At 65.0% G+C, this 17,481-nt stretch carries 16 protein-coding genes; all 16 read left to right on the top strand.

The features are described from left to right. Window positions 1-10: 10 nt before the first annotated feature. The 16 genes from AC1Q5S_RS02380 to AC1Q5S_RS02305 all read left to right on the top strand — a co-directional run bounded on the left by AC1Q5S_RS02380 (window position 11) and on the right by AC1Q5S_RS02305 (window position 17,303). Entirely contained in the window at window positions 11-3,925 is a 3,915-nt protein-coding gene (locus AC1Q5S_RS02380) for a DUF3683 domain-containing protein (RefSeq protein WP_303833170.1), read from the top strand. Then, window positions 3,925-4,356, top strand: coding sequence for an HIT family protein (locus tag AC1Q5S_RS02375; protein ID WP_303833172.1), 432 nt, complete (start codon window positions 3,925-3,927; stop codon window positions 4,354-4,356). The genes AC1Q5S_RS02380 and AC1Q5S_RS02375 overlap by 1 nt, the downstream gene beginning before the upstream one ends. Window positions 4,357-4,436: 80 nt before the next feature. Then, on the top strand, window positions 4,437-4,859 hold the full coding sequence (locus tag AC1Q5S_RS02370; RefSeq protein ID WP_303833174.1) for a gamma-butyrobetaine hydroxylase family protein: 423 nt from the start codon (window positions 4,437-4,439) through the stop codon (window positions 4,857-4,859). 207 nt (window positions 4,860-5,066) lie between these two features. Beyond that, window positions 5,067-5,798, top strand: a complete 732-nt coding sequence (gene ubiE, locus AC1Q5S_RS02365; protein ID WP_303833175.1) for a bifunctional demethylmenaquinone methyltransferase/2-methoxy-6-polyprenyl-1,4-benzoquinol methylase UbiE — start codon at window positions 5,067-5,069, stop codon at window positions 5,796-5,798. A 50-nt stretch (window positions 5,799-5,848) separates the two neighbouring features. Beyond that, window positions 5,849-6,856, top strand: a complete 1,008-nt coding sequence (locus AC1Q5S_RS02360) for a Tim44 domain-containing protein (protein ID WP_303833177.1) — start codon at window positions 5,849-5,851, stop codon at window positions 6,854-6,856. Between the two features lie 39 nt (window positions 6,857-6,895). Then, on the top strand, window positions 6,896-7,501 hold the full coding sequence (locus AC1Q5S_RS02355; protein WP_492238270.1) for a hypothetical protein: 606 nt from the start codon (window positions 6,896-6,898) through the stop codon (window positions 7,499-7,501). Next, complete coding sequence (gene ubiB / locus AC1Q5S_RS02350; protein ID WP_492238269.1) at window positions 7,498-9,063, top strand: ubiquinone biosynthesis regulatory protein kinase UbiB; 1,566 nt, start codon at window positions 7,498-7,500, stop codon at window positions 9,061-9,063. Before AC1Q5S_RS02355 ends, ubiB begins: the two co-directional genes overlap by 4 nt. A 64-nt stretch (window positions 9,064-9,127) precedes the next feature. Beyond that, complete coding sequence (locus AC1Q5S_RS02345; RefSeq protein WP_492238268.1) at window positions 9,128-10,573, top strand: high affinity choline transporter 1; 1,446 nt, start codon at window positions 9,128-9,130, stop codon at window positions 10,571-10,573. A gap of 70 nt (window positions 10,574-10,643) precedes the next feature. Beyond that, on the top strand, window positions 10,644-10,979 hold the full coding sequence (locus AC1Q5S_RS02340; protein WP_303833184.1) for an FmdB family zinc ribbon protein: 336 nt from the start codon (window positions 10,644-10,646) through the stop codon (window positions 10,977-10,979). A gap of 8 nt (window positions 10,980-10,987) precedes the next feature. After that, the gene (locus AC1Q5S_RS02335; RefSeq protein WP_303833185.1) at window positions 10,988-11,614 is read left to right on the top strand and encodes a DUF502 domain-containing protein; all 627 of its coding nucleotides are present in this window, start codon (window positions 10,988-10,990) and stop codon (window positions 11,612-11,614) included. 40 nt (window positions 11,615-11,654) lie between these two features. Beyond that, window positions 11,655-13,469, top strand: coding sequence for an aspartate--tRNA ligase (aspS, locus tag AC1Q5S_RS02330; RefSeq protein ID WP_422203667.1), 1,815 nt, complete (start codon window positions 11,655-11,657; stop codon window positions 13,467-13,469). Between the two features lie 109 nt (window positions 13,470-13,578). After that, the gene (nudB, locus tag AC1Q5S_RS02325) at window positions 13,579-14,067 is read left to right on the top strand and encodes a dihydroneopterin triphosphate diphosphatase (RefSeq protein ID WP_303833256.1); all 489 of its coding nucleotides are present in this window, start codon (window positions 13,579-13,581) and stop codon (window positions 14,065-14,067) included. Further along, a complete protein-coding gene (locus tag AC1Q5S_RS02320; protein WP_303833187.1) occupies window positions 14,064-14,813 on the top strand; it encodes an endonuclease/exonuclease/phosphatase family protein in 750 nt (249 codons plus the stop codon). Before nudB ends, AC1Q5S_RS02320 begins: the two co-directional genes overlap by 4 nt. 7 nt (window positions 14,814-14,820) lie before the next feature. Continuing rightward, on the top strand, window positions 14,821-16,038 hold the full coding sequence (clsB, locus tag AC1Q5S_RS02315; protein WP_303833188.1) for a cardiolipin synthase ClsB: 1,218 nt from the start codon (window positions 14,821-14,823) through the stop codon (window positions 16,036-16,038). Window positions 16,039-16,153: 115 nt separating this feature from the next. Continuing rightward, window positions 16,154-16,879, top strand: coding sequence for a GTP cyclohydrolase I (folE, locus tag AC1Q5S_RS02310; protein WP_303833189.1), 726 nt, complete (start codon window positions 16,154-16,156; stop codon window positions 16,877-16,879). Window position 16,880: 1 nt separating this feature from the next. Continuing rightward, window positions 16,881-17,303 carry a BLUF domain-containing protein gene (locus AC1Q5S_RS02305; RefSeq protein ID WP_303833191.1) on the top strand — a complete coding sequence of 141 codons (423 nt, stop codon included), beginning with the start codon at window positions 16,881-16,883 and terminating at the stop codon, window positions 17,301-17,303. Window positions 17,304-17,481: the final 178 nt, after the last annotated feature.

Genomic DNA, 17,481 nt, shown 5'->3' with positions numbered 1-17,481 from the left:
GGTTGATCCCATGAATGTTCCGATTGCGTTGGCTGCCCTGCAGACGCAGGCTGCCGAGCCTGTGCGTCTGCGCGAAATTCCCTACAACTACACCTCGTTCTCCGACCGGGAGATCGTGATTCGCCTGCTGGGGGCGCCTGCCTGGGAGGTGCTCGATCAGTTGCGCAACGAGCGCCGCACGGGCCGCTCGGCCCGCATGCTGTACGAGGTGCTGGGCGATATTTGGGTGGTGCAGCGCAACCCCTATCTGCAGGACGATCTGCTGGACAACCCCGCGCGCCGCAAGCTGCTGGTCGATGCCCTGCAGCACCGCCTGGGCGAGATCGACAAGCGCCGCACGCCCGACGACGCCGAGCGCGACCGCCTGGTGGGCGAACTGGCGCAGGCCGCGCGCCGCGCGGTGGCGCAGTTCGATGCCACGTTCGAACAGGCCGCCACGCTGCGCCGCCAGATCCAGAAGACCCTGGGCCGCCTCACGGCCCGCGACAACATCAAGTTCGATGGCCTCTCGCGCGTCTCGCACGTCACCGATGCCACCGACTGGCGCGTCGAATACCCGTTTGTCGTGCTCACGCCCGACACCGAGGCCGAGATGGCGCACCTGGTCAAGGGCTGCATCGAGCTGGGCCTGACCATCATCCCGCGCGGGGGCGGCACGGGCTACACCGGTGGCGCGATTCCGCTGACCTGGAAGAGCGTGGTCATCAACACCGAAAAGCTTGAAGCCATGACCGAGGTGGAGATGCGCCGCCTGCCGGGCCTGGACCGCGAGGTGGGCACGGTGTGGACCGAAGCCGGTGTGGTCACGCAGCGCGTGGCCGACGCTGCCGAGCGCGCAGGCTTTGTGTTTGCCGTGGACCCGACCAGCGCCGAGGCCTCGTGTATCGGCGGCAACATCGCCATGAACGCGGGCGGCAAGAAGGCCGTGCTGTGGGGCACGGCGCTCGACAACCTGGCCAGCTGGCGCATGGTCACGCCCGAGGCCCAGTGGCTGGAAGTGACCCGCCTGGACCACAACATGGGCAAGATCCATGACGTGGAGACCGCCACCTTCGAGTTGCAGTACTTCGAGGCCGACGGCAGGACGCCCGTGCGCACCGAGCGCCTGGCCATCCCGGGCAAGACCTTCCGCAAGGAAGGCCTGGGCAAGGATGTGACGGACAAGTTCCTCTCGGGCCTGCCCGGCATCCAGAAGGAGGGCTGCGACGGCCTCATCACCAGCGCGCGCTGGGTGGTGCACCGCATGCCCGAGCACACGCGCACCGTGTGCCTGGAGTTCTTTGGCAACGCCAGGAACGCCGTGCCCAGCATCGTCGAGATCAAGGACTTCATGTTCGCCGAGCAAAAGCGCAGTGGCGTTTTGCTGGCCGGCCTGGAGCATCTGGACGACCGCTACCTGAAGGCCGTCGGCTACACCACCAAGAGCAAGAAGCACGGCGGCGGCCTGCCCAAGATGGTGCTGTTTGGCGACATCGCGGGCGACAACGCCGACGACGTGGCGCGCGTGACCAGCGAGGTCGTGCGCATTGCCAACTCGCGCAGCGGCGAAGGCTTCATCGCCATCAGCCCCGAGGCGCGCAAGAAATTCTGGCTCGACCGCAAGCGCACGGCCGCCATCAGCCGCCACACCAACGCCTTCAAGATCAATGAAGACGTGGTGATCCCGCTGCCGCGCATGGCCGAGTACACCGACGGCATCGAGCGCATCAACATCGAGCTCTCCCTGCGCAACAAGATCAAGCTGTGCGACGCGCTCACCGAGTTTTTCGAGCGCGGCAACCTGCCGCTGGGCAGGCACGACGACGCGAGCGAAATCCCCTCGGCCGAACTGCTGGAAGACCGCGTGGCCCAGGCCCTTGCGCTGGTGGCCGAGGTGCGTGCGCTGTGGTCCGGCTGGCTGCAGAACGTGGACACCCTGTTTCCGCAACTGCAGGACCACACCCTGCGCGCGAGCTGGAAAACCCAGCTGCGCGCACCCCTGCAGGGCATCTTCTCGGGTGCGGCGTTCCTGCCCATCCTCGACGAAGCCACCGCCATCCACAAGCGTGTGCTCAAGGGCCGCGTGTGGGTGGCGCTGCACATGCACGCGGGCGACGGCAATGTGCATACCAACCTGCCGGTCAACAGCGACGACTACGACATGCTGCAGACCGCGCACCAGGCGGTCGAACGCATCATGGTGCTGGCGCGCAGCCTCGATGGCGTGATCTCGGGTGAGCACGGCATCGGCATCACCAAGCTGGAGTTTCTGACCGACGACGAACTGCGCCCCTTTGCGCAGTACAAGCAGAAGGTGGATCCGCAAGGGCGCTTCAACAAGGGCAAGCTGCTCCGAAATCAGGAGCTTCAAATGGTGAATGGGCAAGCGAAAGAGGCCAACCTGGCCTCCAGTCCACTGCTGCACGCCGATCTGACCAACGCCTACACGCCCAGCTTTGGCCTGATGGGGCACGAGTCGCTGATCATGCAGCAGAGCGACATCGGCGCGATTGCCGATTCGGTCAAGGACTGTCTGCGCTGTGGCAAGTGCAAGCCCGTGTGCTCCACGCACGTGCCGCGCGCCAACCTGCTGTACAGCCCGCGCAACAAGATCCTGGCGACCTCGCTGCTGGTCGAGGCCTTCCTGTACGAAGAGCAGACCCGCCGCGGCGTGAGCATCAAGCACTGGCAGGAGTTCGAGGACGTGGCCGACCACTGCACGGTGTGCCACAAGTGCGAGAGCCCCTGCCCGGTGAAGATCGACTTTGGCGATGTCACCATGAACATGCGCAACCTGCTGCGCAAGATGGGCAAGAAGAGCTTCCGGCCCGGCAATGCGCTGGCCATGGCCATGCTCAACGCCACCAACCCCGACACCATCAAGCTGCTGCGCACGGCCATGGTGGGGGTCGGCTTCAAGGCCCAGCGCGTGGCCGTGGACCTGCTGCGCAAGGTGTCGCGCAAACAGACGGCGCACCCGCCGGCCACGGTGGGCACGGCGCCGATCAAGGAGCAGGTGATCCACTTCGTCAACAAGAAACTGCCCGGTGGCCTGCCCAAGAAAACCGCGCGCGCGCTGCTGGACATCGAGGACAAGGACTACGTGCCCATCATCCGCAACCCGCAGGCCACCACGGCCGAGACCGAGGCGGTGTTCTACTTCCCCGGTTGCGGTTCCGAGCGCCTGTTCAGCCAGGTGGGCCTGGCCACCCAGGCCATGCTCTGGCACGCGGGCGTGCAGACGGTGCTGCCGCCGGGCTACCTGTGCTGCGGCTACCCGCAGCGCGGCTCGGGCCAGTTCGACAAGGCCGAGAAGATGATCACCGACAACCGCGTGCTCTTCCACCGCGTCGCCAACACGCTCAACTACCTCGATATCAAGACCGTGGTGGTGAGCTGCGGCACCTGCTACGACCAGCTGCAGGGTTACGAGTTCGACAAGATCTTCCCGGGCTGCCGCATCATCGACATCCACGAATACCTGCTGGAAAAAGGCATCACGCTGCCCGCAGGGCAGGGCGGCTACCTGTACCACGAGCCCTGCCACAACCCCATGAAGCAGGGCGACTCGATGAAGACCGTGCGCGCCCTGGTGGGCGACAAGGTGCTCAAGAGCGAGCGCTGCTGCGGCGAATCGGGCACCCTGGGTGTGACGCGGCCCGACGTGTCGACCCAGGTGCGCTTTCGCAAGGAAGAGGAAATCCGCAAGGGCGAAGCCCAGCTGCGCGCCAGCGGTGCCGTCGGCGCCCAGGACAACATCAAGATCCTGACCAGCTGCCCGAGCTGCCTGCAGGGCATCACACGCTATGGCGACGACCTGCAGACCGGTCTGCTCGAAGCCGACTACATCGTCATCGAGATGGCCCGGCAGATCCTGGGCGAGAACTGGCTGCCCGAATACGTGCAGCGTGCCAACCAGGGCGGCATCGAACGGGTCCTTGTCTGATGGCCTGCCCCTTGTGCGCCGAAGACGGCGGCGCCTTGGTCTGGCGCGGCGAGCGCCTGCGTGTCATCCGTGCGCAGGAGCCAGGGTTTCCCGCCTTCTACCGCGTGGTCTGGAACGGGCATGTGGCCGAGTTCTCGGACCTGGCCGCCGCCGACCGCGTGCATTGCATGGAGGCGGTGACCGTGGTGGAGCAGGCGCTGCGCCAGCACCTGTCGCCGACCAAGGTCAACATCGCGGCGCTGGGCAACATGGTGCCGCACCTGCACTGGCATGTGATTGCGCGGTTTGGCTGGGACAGCCACTTTCCGGCGCCCGTTTGGGCTGCTGCGCAGCGGCCCAGCCCTGCGGCGCAAGAGGCGGCCGTGCAGGCGCTGCTGCCAGCGCTGGAGGCGCACCTGCAGTCGCAACTGGCGCAGTGGGCCACCCGGTAACCCCGCATGCAGAGTGTGCCCACGCGGGTGGGACAATCGCAGCAGTCGTTTCTGACAACAGTTTTCTCACAGGTGACTCCATGGCAGGTTTGAAAACGGGCGCCCCCACGCCACAGGCACTCACGGTGCACGAGACATCGCGAGTGCTGGAGGTGGGCTTTTCCGATGGCGCCACGTTCCGCATTCCATTCGAGCTGATGCGCGTGTACTCGCCGTCTGCAGAGGTGCAGGGCCACGGCCCGGGCCAGGAGGTGCTGCAGACGGGCAAGCGTGACGTGGCACTGGTCAATCTGGAACCCGTGGGCAACTATGCCGTCAAGCCCACGTTCTCCGATGGGCACGACAGCGGCATCTTCACCTGGGACTACCTCTACGAGCTGGGCCAGCAGCAGGATGCGCTGTGGGCGCAGTACACCGAACGCCTGGCCGCCGCCGGTGTGGACCGCGATGCGCCCATGGCGCCCAAGGGTGGTGCGGGCGGCCATGCGTGTGGCGGCCACTGACGGCCGGCGGGGCGGGCGGGCTGCCGTGCCAGCGGAATTTGCCCCTGTGGATCAGTTTGCTATTTAAAATGTAGCTATTGGCGCTTTATAAATGAGCGCTGTCGGCCATTTTGGTTGAAATGGCATTGTCTTAATTGCGACAGATGCCCCAAGTCAGTGCGGGGTTGTCGCTGTACCTCTGGCGTTCACGCGCCTAGCATGATTCTTATGAGCACCACGCATTTCGGTTTTCAGTCGGTGGACGAGCAGGACAAGGCGCGCCGCGTGCGCGGCGTGTTCGACTCCGTGGCCTCCAAGTACGACGTGATGAACGACCTCATGTCGGCGGGCCTGCACCGCGCCTGGAAGGCCTACACCGTGATGGTGGCCAACCTGCGCGAAGGCAGCCAGGTGCTGGACATTGCCGGTGGCACGGGCGATCTGGCACTGGCGTTCTCCAGGAAGGTGGGTGCATCGGGCCGCGTGGTGCACACCGATATCAACGAAGCCATGCTGCGCGTGGGGCGCGACCGCCTCATCGATGCGGGCGTGGTGTTGCCCACGCTGGTGTGCGATGCGGAAAAGCTGCCTTTCCCCGACGCGCATTTCGACGTGGTGAGCGTCGCTTTTGGCCTGCGCAACATGACGCACAAGGACCAGGCGATTGCCGAAATGTGCCGTGTGCTCAAGCCCGGTGGCAAGTTGCTGGTGCTGGAATTTTCCAAGGTGGCCCAGCCGCTCACCAAGGCGTATGACTGGTATTCCTTCAAGGTGCTGCCCCGGCTGGGCAAGCTGGTGGCGGGCGACGATGCCAGCTACCGCTACCTGGCGGAGTCCATCCGCATGCATCCGGGGCAGGAAGAACTCAAAAGCCTCATGCAGAAAAATGGCTTTGGGCATGTGGACTATCACAACATGACGGGGGGCATTGTGGCCTTGCATGTTGGAATCAAGTGCTGAGCAGGTACTGAGCGCTTCGCTCGGAATGAATTAACGGAGACGGAGAAATCATGATGAAACTGTGGTCTGTGGTGTTGGTGGCGATGCTGGCGTTTGCACATGCCGATGCGGACGCCCGCCGCATCGGTGGCGGCAAGTCGGTGGGCAAGCAGTCCAGCAATGTGACCCAGCGCGAGTCGACCACGTCGCCCGCAACGCCGGGCGCACCGGCGCAGACGGCCACCAACGCAACGGCTGCCAAGCCGGCTGCCGCCGCGGCACCGGCCGCAGCCGCCAAGAAACCCTGGGGCGCCATGCTGGGCGGCCTGGCCGCCGGCCTGGGGCTTGCCTGGCTTGCCAGCTCCCTGGGTTTGGGTGAAGGCTTTGGCAATATCCTGATGATTGCCTTGCTGGCCATGGCAGCGTTCGCGATCTTCAAGATGGTGATGCGCACCCGCAGCGGCGCTGGAGCTGGCGCCGTGGCTGGCGGGGCTCCGTTTGCCTTCCAGGGTGCCGGTGCCGCAACGCCTGCAACAGCGCAAGTGCCCCCCCAGTACAGCCCTGACAAGGTGGGCAACGATGCGTCGGCCCGGCCTTGGGAGCGCGGCGGCATGGCATTCGACGCCTCGCGGCAACAGCCGGGCGCGGGCACGATGATCGGCTCGGCTCTTTCGGGTTCGCAAAACTGGGGCATTCCAGAGGGGTTCGACACCGACGGTTTCCTGGCGGCGGCCAAGCGCAATTTCGTCACGCTGCAGGCCGCGTGGGACCGCTCCGACATCGCCACGCTGCGCTCGATGATGACCGACAGCATGCTCGATGAAATTCGCACCCAGCTGACCGAGCGCGAATCGCACCGGGGCGACCAGCCCAACCACACCGATGTGGTCATGATCGATGCCCAGCTGCTGGGCATCGAGGAGCTGGACGACGGCTACATGGCCAGCGTGGAGTTCTCGGGCATGATCCGCGAAGAACCCTCGGCCGGGCCCAGCCCTTTCCGCGAGGTCTGGAACATGACCAAGGCCAAGGCGGGCGCCAGCGGCTGGTTGGTGGCGGGCGTGCAAGCACTGCAGTAAAGCGTCAGGGCTTCCCGGTTCAGGGAATAATCGGGGACTATGGCAACACAGTCCCCTTTTTCATTTCTGGATGGTCTCCTTGACCGCGTGGCCGCCGGCCCGCAGCCACCGCAGTGGTTGGTGCACGAGGTGCAGCAGCGCCTGGTCCTGTTTCTCAACCATGTGTTGATGCAGGAAAAGGAGGCCATGGACCGCCTGGTGCGCCAGCGCGGCCGCGTGGCGCGCGTGCAGTGGCGCTCGTATTCGATGGCCTTGCTGGTCACGCCGGCGGGTTTGTTCAATCTGGCGCCGGACGGCGCGGCACCCGATCTGCAGCTGGAAGTGACCGAACCCTCTCCCCTGGCACTGGCCAGCGTGGCACTGCGGGGCGACAAGCCGGCCATCCGCATCGAGGGCGATGTGCAGCTGGCGGCCGAGATCAACTGGCTGGTCGATCATGTCCGCTGGGATCTCGAAGAGGATGTGGCCCGCCTGATTGGCGATGCGCCCGCGCACACGCTGGGCCAGGTGGTTCGCAAGGCAGCGCAGGCGTTGCGCCATTTTGTGGGCACGCGCATGGCGCCCATGGCCAGCTCCCCGGCACCGGCCGCTGCCACGCCTGCGCCCGCGCCACCGCCGGGCCATGCTGACCGGACCGCTCCATGAGCCGTTTTTTGCGGGGTGCCACCATCGTCTGGGTGGTGTTCCGGTATGGGCTGGATGGCCTGGTGCTGGACAGCTTCCAGAAGCCCTGGCTGCGCCTGCTGTCGCGCCTGCTTTCGGTTGGCCGTAATCTGAATGCGCCGCGCGGCCAGCGCCTGCGCGAAGCGCTGGAGCGGCTGGGGCCCATCTTCGTCAAGTTTGGCCAGGTGCTTTCGACCCGGCGCGACCTGCTGCCCGCCGACATGGCCGACGAGCTGGCACGCCTGCAAGACCGCGTGCCGCCTTTCGATCCAGCCATCGCCATGGCCACCATCGAGCGCGCGTTCCGCCGGCCGGTGGACGAGGTGTTCGTGGCATTCGATCGCACGCCGGTGGCCAGTGCGTCGATTGCGCAGGTGCATTTCGCCACCTTGCGTGACCGTGCAGGCGTCGAGCGCGAGGTGGCCGTCAAGGTGCTGCGCCCGGGCATGCTGCCGGTGATCGAGAAAGACCTGGGCCTCATGCGCATGATGGCGGGCTGGGTGGAGAGCCTGTCGGCCGACGGCAAGCGCCTCAAACCCCGCGAGGTGGTGGCCGAGTTCGACAACTACCTGCACGACGAGCTGGACCTGGTGCGCGAGGCGGCCAATGCCGCGCAATTGCGCCGCAACATGGCTGGCCTGGACCTGGTGCTGATCCCGGAAATCTTCTGGGATTTCTGCCATCCCGAGGTCATGGTGATGCAGCGCATGAATGGCGTTCCGATCAGCCAGGTCGAGCGTCTGCGCGATGCGGGGGTCGATATCCCGAAATTGGCGCGCGATGGCGTCACGATCTTTTTCACCCAGGTGTTTCGCGACGGCTTCTTTCATGCCGACATGCACCCGGGCAACATCCAGGTGAGCCTGGAGCCGGCCACATTCGGGCGCTATATCTCGCTTGATTTCGGCATCGTGGGCACCCTGACCGAATCCGACAAGGAATACCTGGCGCAGAACTTCGTGGCCTTCTTCCGCCGCGACTACAAGCGTGTGGCCGAGCTGCACATCGAAAGCGGCTGGGTGCCGCGGGAAACCCGCGTCAACGACCTCGAATCGGCCATCCGCGCCGTGTGCGAGCCGTATTTCGATCGACCGCTCAAGGAAATCTCGCTGGGCATGGTGCTGATGCGCCTGTTCCAGACGTCCCGGCGCTTTCAGGTCGAAATCCAGCCCCAGCTCGTGCTGCTGCAAAAGACGCTGCTCAACATCGAGGGCCTGGGCCGCCAGCTCGATCCGGAACTCGATCTCTGGAGCACCGCCAAACCCTTCCTCGAAAAGTGGATGCTCGAGCAGATGGGCCCGCAACGCCTGTGGCGCGAGCTGCGGGCCGAGGCGCCGCACTATGCCAAGCTGGTTCCAGAGCTGCCGCGCCTGCTTTATGACTATCTGAGCCGGCGGCCGGCCGAGTCGCACGGTGCCTTGCGCGATCTGCTGGAGGCACAAAAGCGCACCAACCGCCTGTTGCAAAGCATCATTTACGGCGGCCTGGGCTTTGTGCTGGGGCTGCTGGTGATGCAGCTGATGGTCAGGGTCCGGTTGTTCTGACGCGGACGGGGTCCGGTTTCTTTTTTCTTTTTTTCCTACTGTTCGCGACATCGAGGAGCATGCCGTGCTGTTGACCCTGGTTATCGTCTATCTCCTGATCACCATCGCCATTGGCCTGGTGGCCGCCAAGCGGGTCAAGAACGCCGCCGATTTTGCGATTGCCGGGCGCCACCTGCCGCTGTACATGATCGTCACCACCACGTTTGCCACCTGGTTTGGTTCGGAGACGGTGCTGGGGATACCGGCCAAATTCATCGAAGGCGGACTGGGCAATGTGGTCGAAGACCCGTTCGGTGCGGGGTTTTGCCTGATTCTGGTGGGGCTGTTCTTTGCGGGCAAGCTCTACCGCATGACGCTGCTGACCATCAGCGACTATTACCGCGAGCGCTATGGCCGTGCGGTGGAGGTCGTGTGCTCGCTGATCATCATGCTGAGCTACCTGGGCTGGGTTTCGGCCCAGGTCACCGCCTTGGGGCTGGTGTTCAATCTGCTGTCCGGCGGTGCCATCAGCATCCCTATCGGCATGACGATCGGGGTGGTGTCCATCCTGGCCTACACGCTGTTCGGTGGCATGTGGTCGGTGGCGGTGACCGACTTCATCCAGATGATCATCCTGGTGGTGGGGTTGACGGTGATCGCCGTGTTTGCCGGCAACATGGCCGGCGGGGCCGACAAGGTCATCGAGCTGGCCGCGAGCCGCGAGTTGTTCCGCTTTCTGCCAGAGCCGAAATTCCACGACATCGTGTTCTTCATCGCGGCCGGCATCACGATGATGTTTGGCTCGATTCCCCAGCAGGACGTCTTTCAGCGCGTGATGTCGGCCAACAACATCCAGGCCGCCACGCGCGGCCCCGTGATTGGCGGCATCTGCTACATCCTGTTTGCCTTTGTCCCGATGTTTCTGGTGGCCAGCGCGCTCCTCATCATGCCCGCCGAGACCGCAGCGCTGCTCCAGGACGACCCACAAAAGGTGCTGCCCATGCTGGTGCTGAACAAGATGCCCTTTGTGATGCAGGTGCTCTTTTTTGGCGCGCTGCTGTCGGCGCTCAAGTCCACCGCGTCGGCCACCCTGCTGGCGCCCAGCGTGACGTTTACCGAGAACATTTGGCGCCAGTTCCGTCCGCATGCCTCCGACAGGCAGCACCTGCGCACCATGCGCATCACCACGCTGGTGTTCAGCGGCCTGGTGCTGGCCTACGCGATTCGCATGGAAGGCACCTCCATCTATGAGCTGGTCTCCGGCGCCTACCAGGTGCCGCTGGTCGGCGCCTTTGTGCCGCTGGTGTTTGGCCTGTACTGGAAGCGGGCCACCACCCAGGGGGCGGTTTTTGCCATCGTGCTGGGTTTGTTGACCTGGCTGCTGTTTCTGGCAACTCCGGCTGGCCAGGTGTTTCCGGCGCAGCTGGCCGGTTTGTTGGCAGCGCTGGTGGGCATGCTGGCGGGCTCGCTGGGCCCGCAGGCCGTGCGCAACAGCCATGCCGTGCACCATCGCATGGTGGGAGTGGAATGAGCGCGGGGTGTTGAAGAAAGCGCTGCCGCCTATAATTGAAGGTTTTGCACTTTCCCCCAACACGCTCGTCATGCCTATATACGCCTACAAATGCGGCTCCTGCGGCCATGCCAAGGATGTGCTGCAAAAAATCTCGGACCCTCAGCTCACGGTGTGCCCCGCGTGTGGCGCCGAAGCCTTCTCCAAGCAGGTGACGGCCGCAGGCTTCCAGCTCAAGGGCTCCGGCTGGTATGTGACGGACTTCCGGGGTGGCAATGGTGGCAGCTCCGCCGCCGCCACCGATGCAAAAAGCGCTGGCCCAGGTGCTGCTGCCGGTGCCCCCGCTTCCGCGCCCGCCGCGGCCGACACCGGTGCCGCCAGTGCAGCCCCGGCCACCACGGCGGCCAGCGCCACCACTACGGACTGAGCCCTTCAATGTCCGCCTTGCGCAAATGGCTGTTCACCGGCCTGCTGGTGATTGTTCCGGGGGTGATCACCATCGCGGTGCTCAACTGGATCGTGGGCACGCTCGACCAGACCCTGCAGATCCTGCCGATTGCCTGGCACCCCGACAAGCTGCTGGGATTCCATATCCCGGGCTTTGGCGTGCTGCTGACCCTGCTGATCCTGCTGGTGGTGGGTGCGACGGCCAGCAACTTTGCCGGGCGCAAGCTGGTGCAGTGGGGTGATGCGCTGGTCAGCCGTATTCCGGTGGTGCGATCCATCTATTCGAGCGTCAAGCAGGTCTCCGATACGCTGTTTTCCGAAAGCGGCAACGCCTTTCGCACCGCCGTGCTGGTGCAATGGCCCCGTGAAGGGGTCTGGACCGTCGCCTTCATCACGGGCAATCCCAGCGGCGAAGTGGCGGCCTATCTGCGCGATGAGTTCGTCAGCGTGTATGTGCCCACCACCCCCAATCCCACCGGCGGGTATTTCGTGATGGTGCGCAAGAGCGACTGCGTCGAACTCGACATGAGCGTGGATGCAGCGCTCAAATACATTATTTCGATGGGCGTGGTCGCACCGTCCGACCCCGCCCTTGCCCCTGTCTCCTCCAAGTGAGTCTCTCTTAATGCGCCACAGCGGCGCCGGAAGTTTTGCCATGGCCATGCGTTCCCACTATTGCGGTCTTGTGACCGAAGCCCTGCTGGGCCAAACCGTCACCCTGTCGGGCTGGGTCAACCGCCGCCGCGACCATGGCGGTGTGATCTTCATCGACCTGCGCGACCGCGAAGGCTCGGTGCAGGTGGTCTGCGACCCCGACCGGGCCGAGATGTTCAAGACCGCCGAAGGCGTGCGCAACGAGTTCTGCGTGCAGGTCAAAGGCCTGGTGCGCGCGCGCCCCGAGGGCACGACCAATGACAACCTCCAAAGCGGCAAGATCGAGGTGCTGTGCCACGAGCTGAATGTGCTCAACCCTTCGGTCACGCCCCCGTTCCAGATCGACGAGGAAAACCTGTCGGAGACCACGCGCCTCACGCACCGTGTGCTCGATCTGCGCCGCCCCTACATGCAGAACAACCTGATGCTGCGCTACCGCGTGTCCATGGAAGTGCGCAAGTTCCTCGATGCCAACGGCTTCATCGACATCGAAACCCCCATGCTCACCAAGAGCACGCCCGAAGGTGCACGCGACTACCTCGTGCCCAGCCGCGTGCATGACGGGCATTTCTTTGCGCTGCCCCAGTCGCCCCAGCTGTTCAAGCAGCTCCTGATGGTGGCCGGTTTTGACCGCTACTACCAGATCACCAAGTGCTTCCGCGACGAAGACCTGCGCGCCGACCGCCAGCCCGAGTTCACGCAGATCGATATCGAGACCTCGTTCATGGACGAGCAGGAAATCCGCGACATGTTCCAGGGCATGATCAAGACGGTGTTCCAGAACACGCTGGGCGTGGACCTGGGCGAGTTCCCCGTCATGACCTACCAGGACGCGGCCCACCGCTTCGGCTCCGACAAGCCCGACCTGCGCGTCAAGCTCGAATTCACCGAACTGACCGACGTGATGAAGAACGTGGACTTCAAGGTGTTCTCGGGCGCCGCCAACATGAAGAACGGCCGCGTTGTGGCCTTGCGCGTACCCGGTGGCTCGGTCGAAGGTGGCGGCATCAGCCGCGGCGAGATCGACGCCTACACCGAATTCGTCAAGATCTACGGCGCCAAGGGCCTGGCCTATATCCGCGTCAACGAGCTGGCCAAGGGCCGCGACGGCCTGCAGTCGCCCATCGTGAAAAACATCCACGATGCGGCCCTGCAAGCGGTGCTGGAGCGCACGGGCGCCCAGGACGGCGACCTGCTGTTCTTCGGTGCCGACAAGGAAAAGATCGTCAACGACGCCATCGGCGCGCTGCGCATCAAGATCGGCCACAGCGAGTTCGGCAAGAAGAACGGCCTGTTCGACGACCGCTGGGCGCCGCTGTGGGTGGTGGACTTCCCCATGTTCGAGCATGACGAGGAAAACGACCGCTGGGTCGCCGTGCACCATCCCTTCACCGCCCCCAAGGACGGCCATGAGGACTACATGGTCACCGCGCCCGAGAAGTGCATCTCCAAGGGCTACGACATGGTGCTCAACGGCTGGGAAATGGGCGGTGGCTCGGTGCGTATCCATCGCGCCGACGTGCAGCAAAAAGTGTTCGACGCCCTCAAGATCACGCCCGAGGAAGCGCAGCAGAAGTTCGGCTTCCTGCTCGACGCCCTGCAATACGGCGCGCCCCCGCACGGCGGCCTGGCCTTTGGTCTGGATCGCATCGTCACGCTGATGACCGGTGCCGAGTCGATCCGCGACGTGATCGCCTTCCCCAAGACCCAGCGCGCCCAGTGCCTGCTGACCCAGGCGCCATCCGTCGTCGATGAAAAGCAGCTGCGCGAACTGCACATCCGCCTGCGCAATCCCGATGCCGTGAAAGTGGATTGAGCTGCCGGACTTTGTGCAAAATTCAGGGGCGCCTTCGGGGCGCCCTTTTTCTTGGGGAGACCAGATGGCCACGCGCCCCAGTCCTTGGATCCACAGTGCAGGCGCTGCGATGCCGGGGCCGACCTTGCCGGAGACGACGTTCAAGATCCCGCAGTCGGTGCTGGTGGTGATCCACACGCCGGCGCTCGAAGTGCTGCTGATCCGCCGCACGGTCGATGCGCCCGATGGCCAGGCATTCTGGCAATCGGTCACCGGCAGCAAGGACAGCCTGCGAGAGAGCTGGCACGAAACCGCCGTGCGCGAGGTGTGGGAAGAAACCGGCATCCGCGCGGAAGCCCCCGGATGTACGCTGCGCGACTGGGGCCTGGAAAATGTCTACGACATCTATCCGCAATGGCTGCAGCGCTACGCGCCGGGCGTGCGGCGCAACATCGAGCGCGTGCTGGGGCTGCAGGTGCCCGCTGGCACGCCGGTGGTGCTGAGCCCGCGCGAGCACCAGGACTGGGCCTGGTGGCCCTGGTGCGAGGCGGCCGATCGCTGTTACTCGCCGTCCAATGCCGAGGCCATCCTGTTGCTGCCACAATTTGCCCTGCCATGAACCCATCGCCCCACGCTTCCGACATTCTGCGCATTGCCACCTACAACATCCACAAGGGTGTGCAGGGCATAGGTCCGGCGCGCCGCCTGGAGATCCACAACCTGGGCCTGGCGGTGGAGCAGCTCGATGCCGACATCGTCTGCCTGCAGGAGGTGCGCAAGCTGCACCGCCGGGAAGCCGCGTATTTCCAGCGCTGGCCCGATGTGCCGCAGGCCGAATACCTGGCGCCCGAGGGCTACGAGGCGATCTACCGCACCAATGCGTTCACGCGCCATGGCGAGCACGGCAACGCGCTGCTGTCGCGCTGGCCGGTGATCGGGCACCAGCATGAAGACATCTCCGACCACCGCTTCGAGCAGCGTGGCCTGCTGCATGTGGAAGTGGACGCGCATGGCCGCCGCGTGCATGTGATCGTGGTGCATCTGGGGCTGATTCCCGGCAGCCGGGTGCGGCAGGTCGAGCGCCTGCAGCGGTTCATCGAGCGCGAGGTGCCACCGGGTTCGCCCGTGGTGGTGGCCGGGGACTTCAACGACTGGGGGGCGCAGATCAAGCGCATGCTGGCGGGCTTTGGCCTGTATGAGTTTGATGCGCCGCGCGCCTTTACCTACCCCGCCCGGCTCCCGCTGGTGCAGCTGGACCATGTCTATGTGCGCGGGCTGTCGCCCATCGGGCTGCATGTGCCGCGTGGGCGCATCTGGTGGCGCATGTCCGACCACCTGCCGCTGATTGCCGAGTTCCAGCTCTGAGCGGCCGATGACGCGGGTGGCCGATTTCGCCAAAGACCACCGGGTGCGCCTGCTGCAGGGCGCGCAGGAACTGTTTCCGGCGCTGATCGAGGCCATGGATGCGGCGCTTTCCGACATCCAGTTCGAGACCTACATCTTTGATTGCACCGGCGCGGGGGAGCAGGTGGCCGAGGCGCTGATCCGCGCCGCGCAGCGCGGCGTGCGCACCCACCTGGTGGTGGATGGCGTGGGCACCGGGCCACTGCCCAGGGCCTGGCAACAACGCCTGCGGGCGGCGGGCGTGCAGGTGCGGGTGTATTCGCCGCTGGGGCCGCTGGGGCTGCTGCTGCCCCACCGCTGGCGCCGCCTGCACCGCAAGCTGTGCGTGGTTGATGGCCTGCTGGTGTTTTGCGGCGGCATCAATGTGCTGGATGACCTGTACGACCCCAACCATGGCACGCTCGATGCGCCGCGGTTTGATTTTGCCGTGCAGGCCACCGGTTCCCTGGCGGGGCAGGCGAGCCAGACCATGGAGCGCCTGTGGTGGCGCCTGCAGGCGGTGCGTGACGTGCGCCTGCACCGCTTGCCGCAAGCCGTGCGCGACCTGCGCGCCGCCAGCGCGACCCGGCACGCCACGCAGCACGATCCGGACACGCCCGGCATGCGGGCGGCGCTGGTGCTGCGCGACAACGTGCGCAACCGCAGCCGCATCGAGAAGGCCTACCGGCGCGCCATTGGCGCCGCGCGCCACGAGATCATCATCGCCAACGCCTATTTCGTGCCCGGCGGCAAACTGCGCCGCGCCCTGGTCCTGGCGGCCCGTCGGGGTGTGCGCGTGCAGCTGCTGCTGCAGGGACGCTACGAATATTTCATGCAGTACCACGCGGCGCGGCCGGTGTATGGCGCGCTGCTGGCGGCCGGGGTGGAGATCCACGAATACGAGCCCAGCTTCCTGCACGCCAAGGTGGCGGTGATCGATGCCCACGGCGACAAGCCCTGGGCCACGGTGGGTTCGTCCAACCTGGACCCTTTGAGCCTGCTGCTGGCGCGCGAGGCCAATGTGGTGGTCGAAGATGCCGCCTTTGCCGTTGACCTGCGCCAGCGCCTGGTGCATGCCATGCAGCACGCCGGGCGGCGCATGGATCCGGCCCGCTACGCCGGTCGCCCCCTGCGCCAGCGCGTGCTCGACCGCGTGGCCTTTGGCCTGATGCGCCTGGCCCTGTGGGTCACGGGGAACCGGTACTGAGCCTGCACACCCTGATTTGCTATTGAATAGGTAGCTATTGGCGCTTGTCGCATAAGCGCTTGAAGGCTAAAACCCTTGAAACTGGCAGGCTGGCATTCACTGGTAGGATGCAGCCATGTTCAGTCAACCAGTTGCCGATATGACGCCCATTCCGCCGGATGAAGGCACGCCTGTTTCCGTGAAGATCCGCGAGCGCATTGCCGCGGCGCGCAAGCGCTTCAACGCCAACGACAACATTGCCGAATTCATCGAGCCCGGCGAGCTGGAGCGGCTGCTCGACGAGGTCGAGGTGAAGATGCAGGGCGTGCTCGACAGCCTGGTCATCAACACCCAGGACGACCACAACACCAACAACACCGCGCGCCGCGTGGCCAAGATGTACCTCAACGAGGTGTTCAAGGGCCGCTATGTGCAGGTGCCACCCATTACCGAGTTTCCCAACGCCGAGCACCTCAACGAACTCATGATCGTGGGGCCGCTCACCGTGCGCAGTGCCTGCAGCCACCATTTTTGCCCCGTCATGGGCAAGATCTGGATCGGCATCATGCCCAACGAGCACACCAACGTGATCGGCCTGTCCAAATACGCCCGCATCGTCGACTGGGTCATGGGCCGCCCGCAGATCCAGGAAGAGGCCGTGGTGCAGCTGGCCGATCTCATCATGGAAAAAACCCAGCCCGACGGCCTGGCCATCGTGATGGAGGCCAGCCACTTCTGCATGTCCTGGCGCGGTGTGCGCGACATGGACAGCAAGATGATCAACTCCGTGATGCGCGGCGTGTTCCTCAAGGACAGCGCCCTGCGCCGCGAATTCCTCTCGCTCATTCCAGGAAGGAACTGACATGCTCGTACGCCTGCTCTATGCCAGCCGTGCGGTGGACACTTCGCCTGCCGCCATCGAGGCCATCCTCACCCAATCGCGCCAGCACAACCCGGGCTGCGGCATCACCGGCATCCTGTGCTATGGCGGCGGGGTCTTCCTGCAGGCCATCGAGGGCGGGCGCTCCGCCGTCAACGAACTGTATGGCCACATCCAGCGCGACCCGCGCCACCAGAACGTGGAGCTGCTGCACTACGAAGAGATTGCCGAGCGGCGCTTTGGCGGCTGGACCATGGGGCAGGCGAACCTGTCCAAGATCAACCACTCCATCCTGCTCAAATATTCCGAAAAACCCGAGCTCGACCCGTATGCGGTGTCGGGCAAGGTGTCGTTCGCGTTGCTCGAAGAGCTGATGGCGACGGCGAGCATCATCGGCCGCGCCTGAAAAGCGGGTTTGCTTTGCTACTGCGCGGCTGGATCTTGCGCCCGCGGTGCTCGCCGCACGGGAGTGCGGCTGTGCTCCTCGACGCAAGCTGAGGCCGCTCGCTACGCCAATCCCTCCCACTTTTCCTGGATACCATCGGGATGCAACTTCTTGGGCCGCAGCCGCCGACACGGCGCTG

This window comes from Acidovorax sp. GW835-FHT14B10, from assembly GCF_058793725.1.
This window is presented reverse-complemented; position numbering and strand designations above follow the sequence as displayed.

What these genes read in the sequence shown, in the direction of transcription:
- ubiE (WP_303833175.1), top strand. Translation starts at nt 5,067, where the DNA reads ATGAGCACCACGCATTTCGGTTTTCAGTCGGTGGACGAGCAGGACAAG.
- AC1Q5S_RS02380 (WP_303833170.1), top strand. Translation starts at nt 11, where the DNA reads ATGAATGTTCCGATTGCGTTGGCTGCCCTGCAGACGCAGGCTGCCGAG.
- nudB (WP_303833256.1), top strand. Translation starts at nt 13,579, where the DNA reads ATGCCGGGGCCGACCTTGCCGGAGACGACGTTCAAGATCCCGCAGTCG.
- aspS (WP_422203667.1), top strand. Translation starts at nt 11,655, where the DNA reads ATGGCCATGCGTTCCCACTATTGCGGTCTTGTGACCGAAGCCCTGCTG.
- AC1Q5S_RS02320 (WP_303833187.1), top strand. Translation starts at nt 14,064, where the DNA reads ATGAACCCATCGCCCCACGCTTCCGACATTCTGCGCATTGCCACCTAC.
- AC1Q5S_RS02375 (WP_303833172.1), top strand. Translation starts at nt 3,925, where the DNA reads ATGGCCTGCCCCTTGTGCGCCGAAGACGGCGGCGCCTTGGTCTGGCGC.
- AC1Q5S_RS02305 (WP_303833191.1), top strand. Translation starts at nt 16,881, where the DNA reads ATGCTCGTACGCCTGCTCTATGCCAGCCGTGCGGTGGACACTTCGCCT.
- AC1Q5S_RS02355 (WP_492238270.1), top strand. Translation starts at nt 6,896, where the DNA reads ATGGCAACACAGTCCCCTTTTTCATTTCTGGATGGTCTCCTTGACCGC.
- AC1Q5S_RS02360 (WP_303833177.1), top strand. Translation starts at nt 5,849, where the DNA reads ATGATGAAACTGTGGTCTGTGGTGTTGGTGGCGATGCTGGCGTTTGCA.
- clsB (WP_303833188.1), top strand. Translation starts at nt 14,821, where the DNA reads ATGACGCGGGTGGCCGATTTCGCCAAAGACCACCGGGTGCGCCTGCTG.
- AC1Q5S_RS02340 (WP_303833184.1), top strand. Translation starts at nt 10,644, where the DNA reads ATGCCTATATACGCCTACAAATGCGGCTCCTGCGGCCATGCCAAGGAT.
- folE (WP_303833189.1), top strand. Translation starts at nt 16,154, where the DNA reads ATGTTCAGTCAACCAGTTGCCGATATGACGCCCATTCCGCCGGATGAA.
- AC1Q5S_RS02335 (WP_303833185.1), top strand. Translation starts at nt 10,988, where the DNA reads ATGTCCGCCTTGCGCAAATGGCTGTTCACCGGCCTGCTGGTGATTGTT.
- ubiB (WP_492238269.1), top strand. Translation starts at nt 7,498, where the DNA reads ATGAGCCGTTTTTTGCGGGGTGCCACCATCGTCTGGGTGGTGTTCCGG.
- AC1Q5S_RS02370 (WP_303833174.1), top strand. Translation starts at nt 4,437, where the DNA reads ATGGCAGGTTTGAAAACGGGCGCCCCCACGCCACAGGCACTCACGGTG.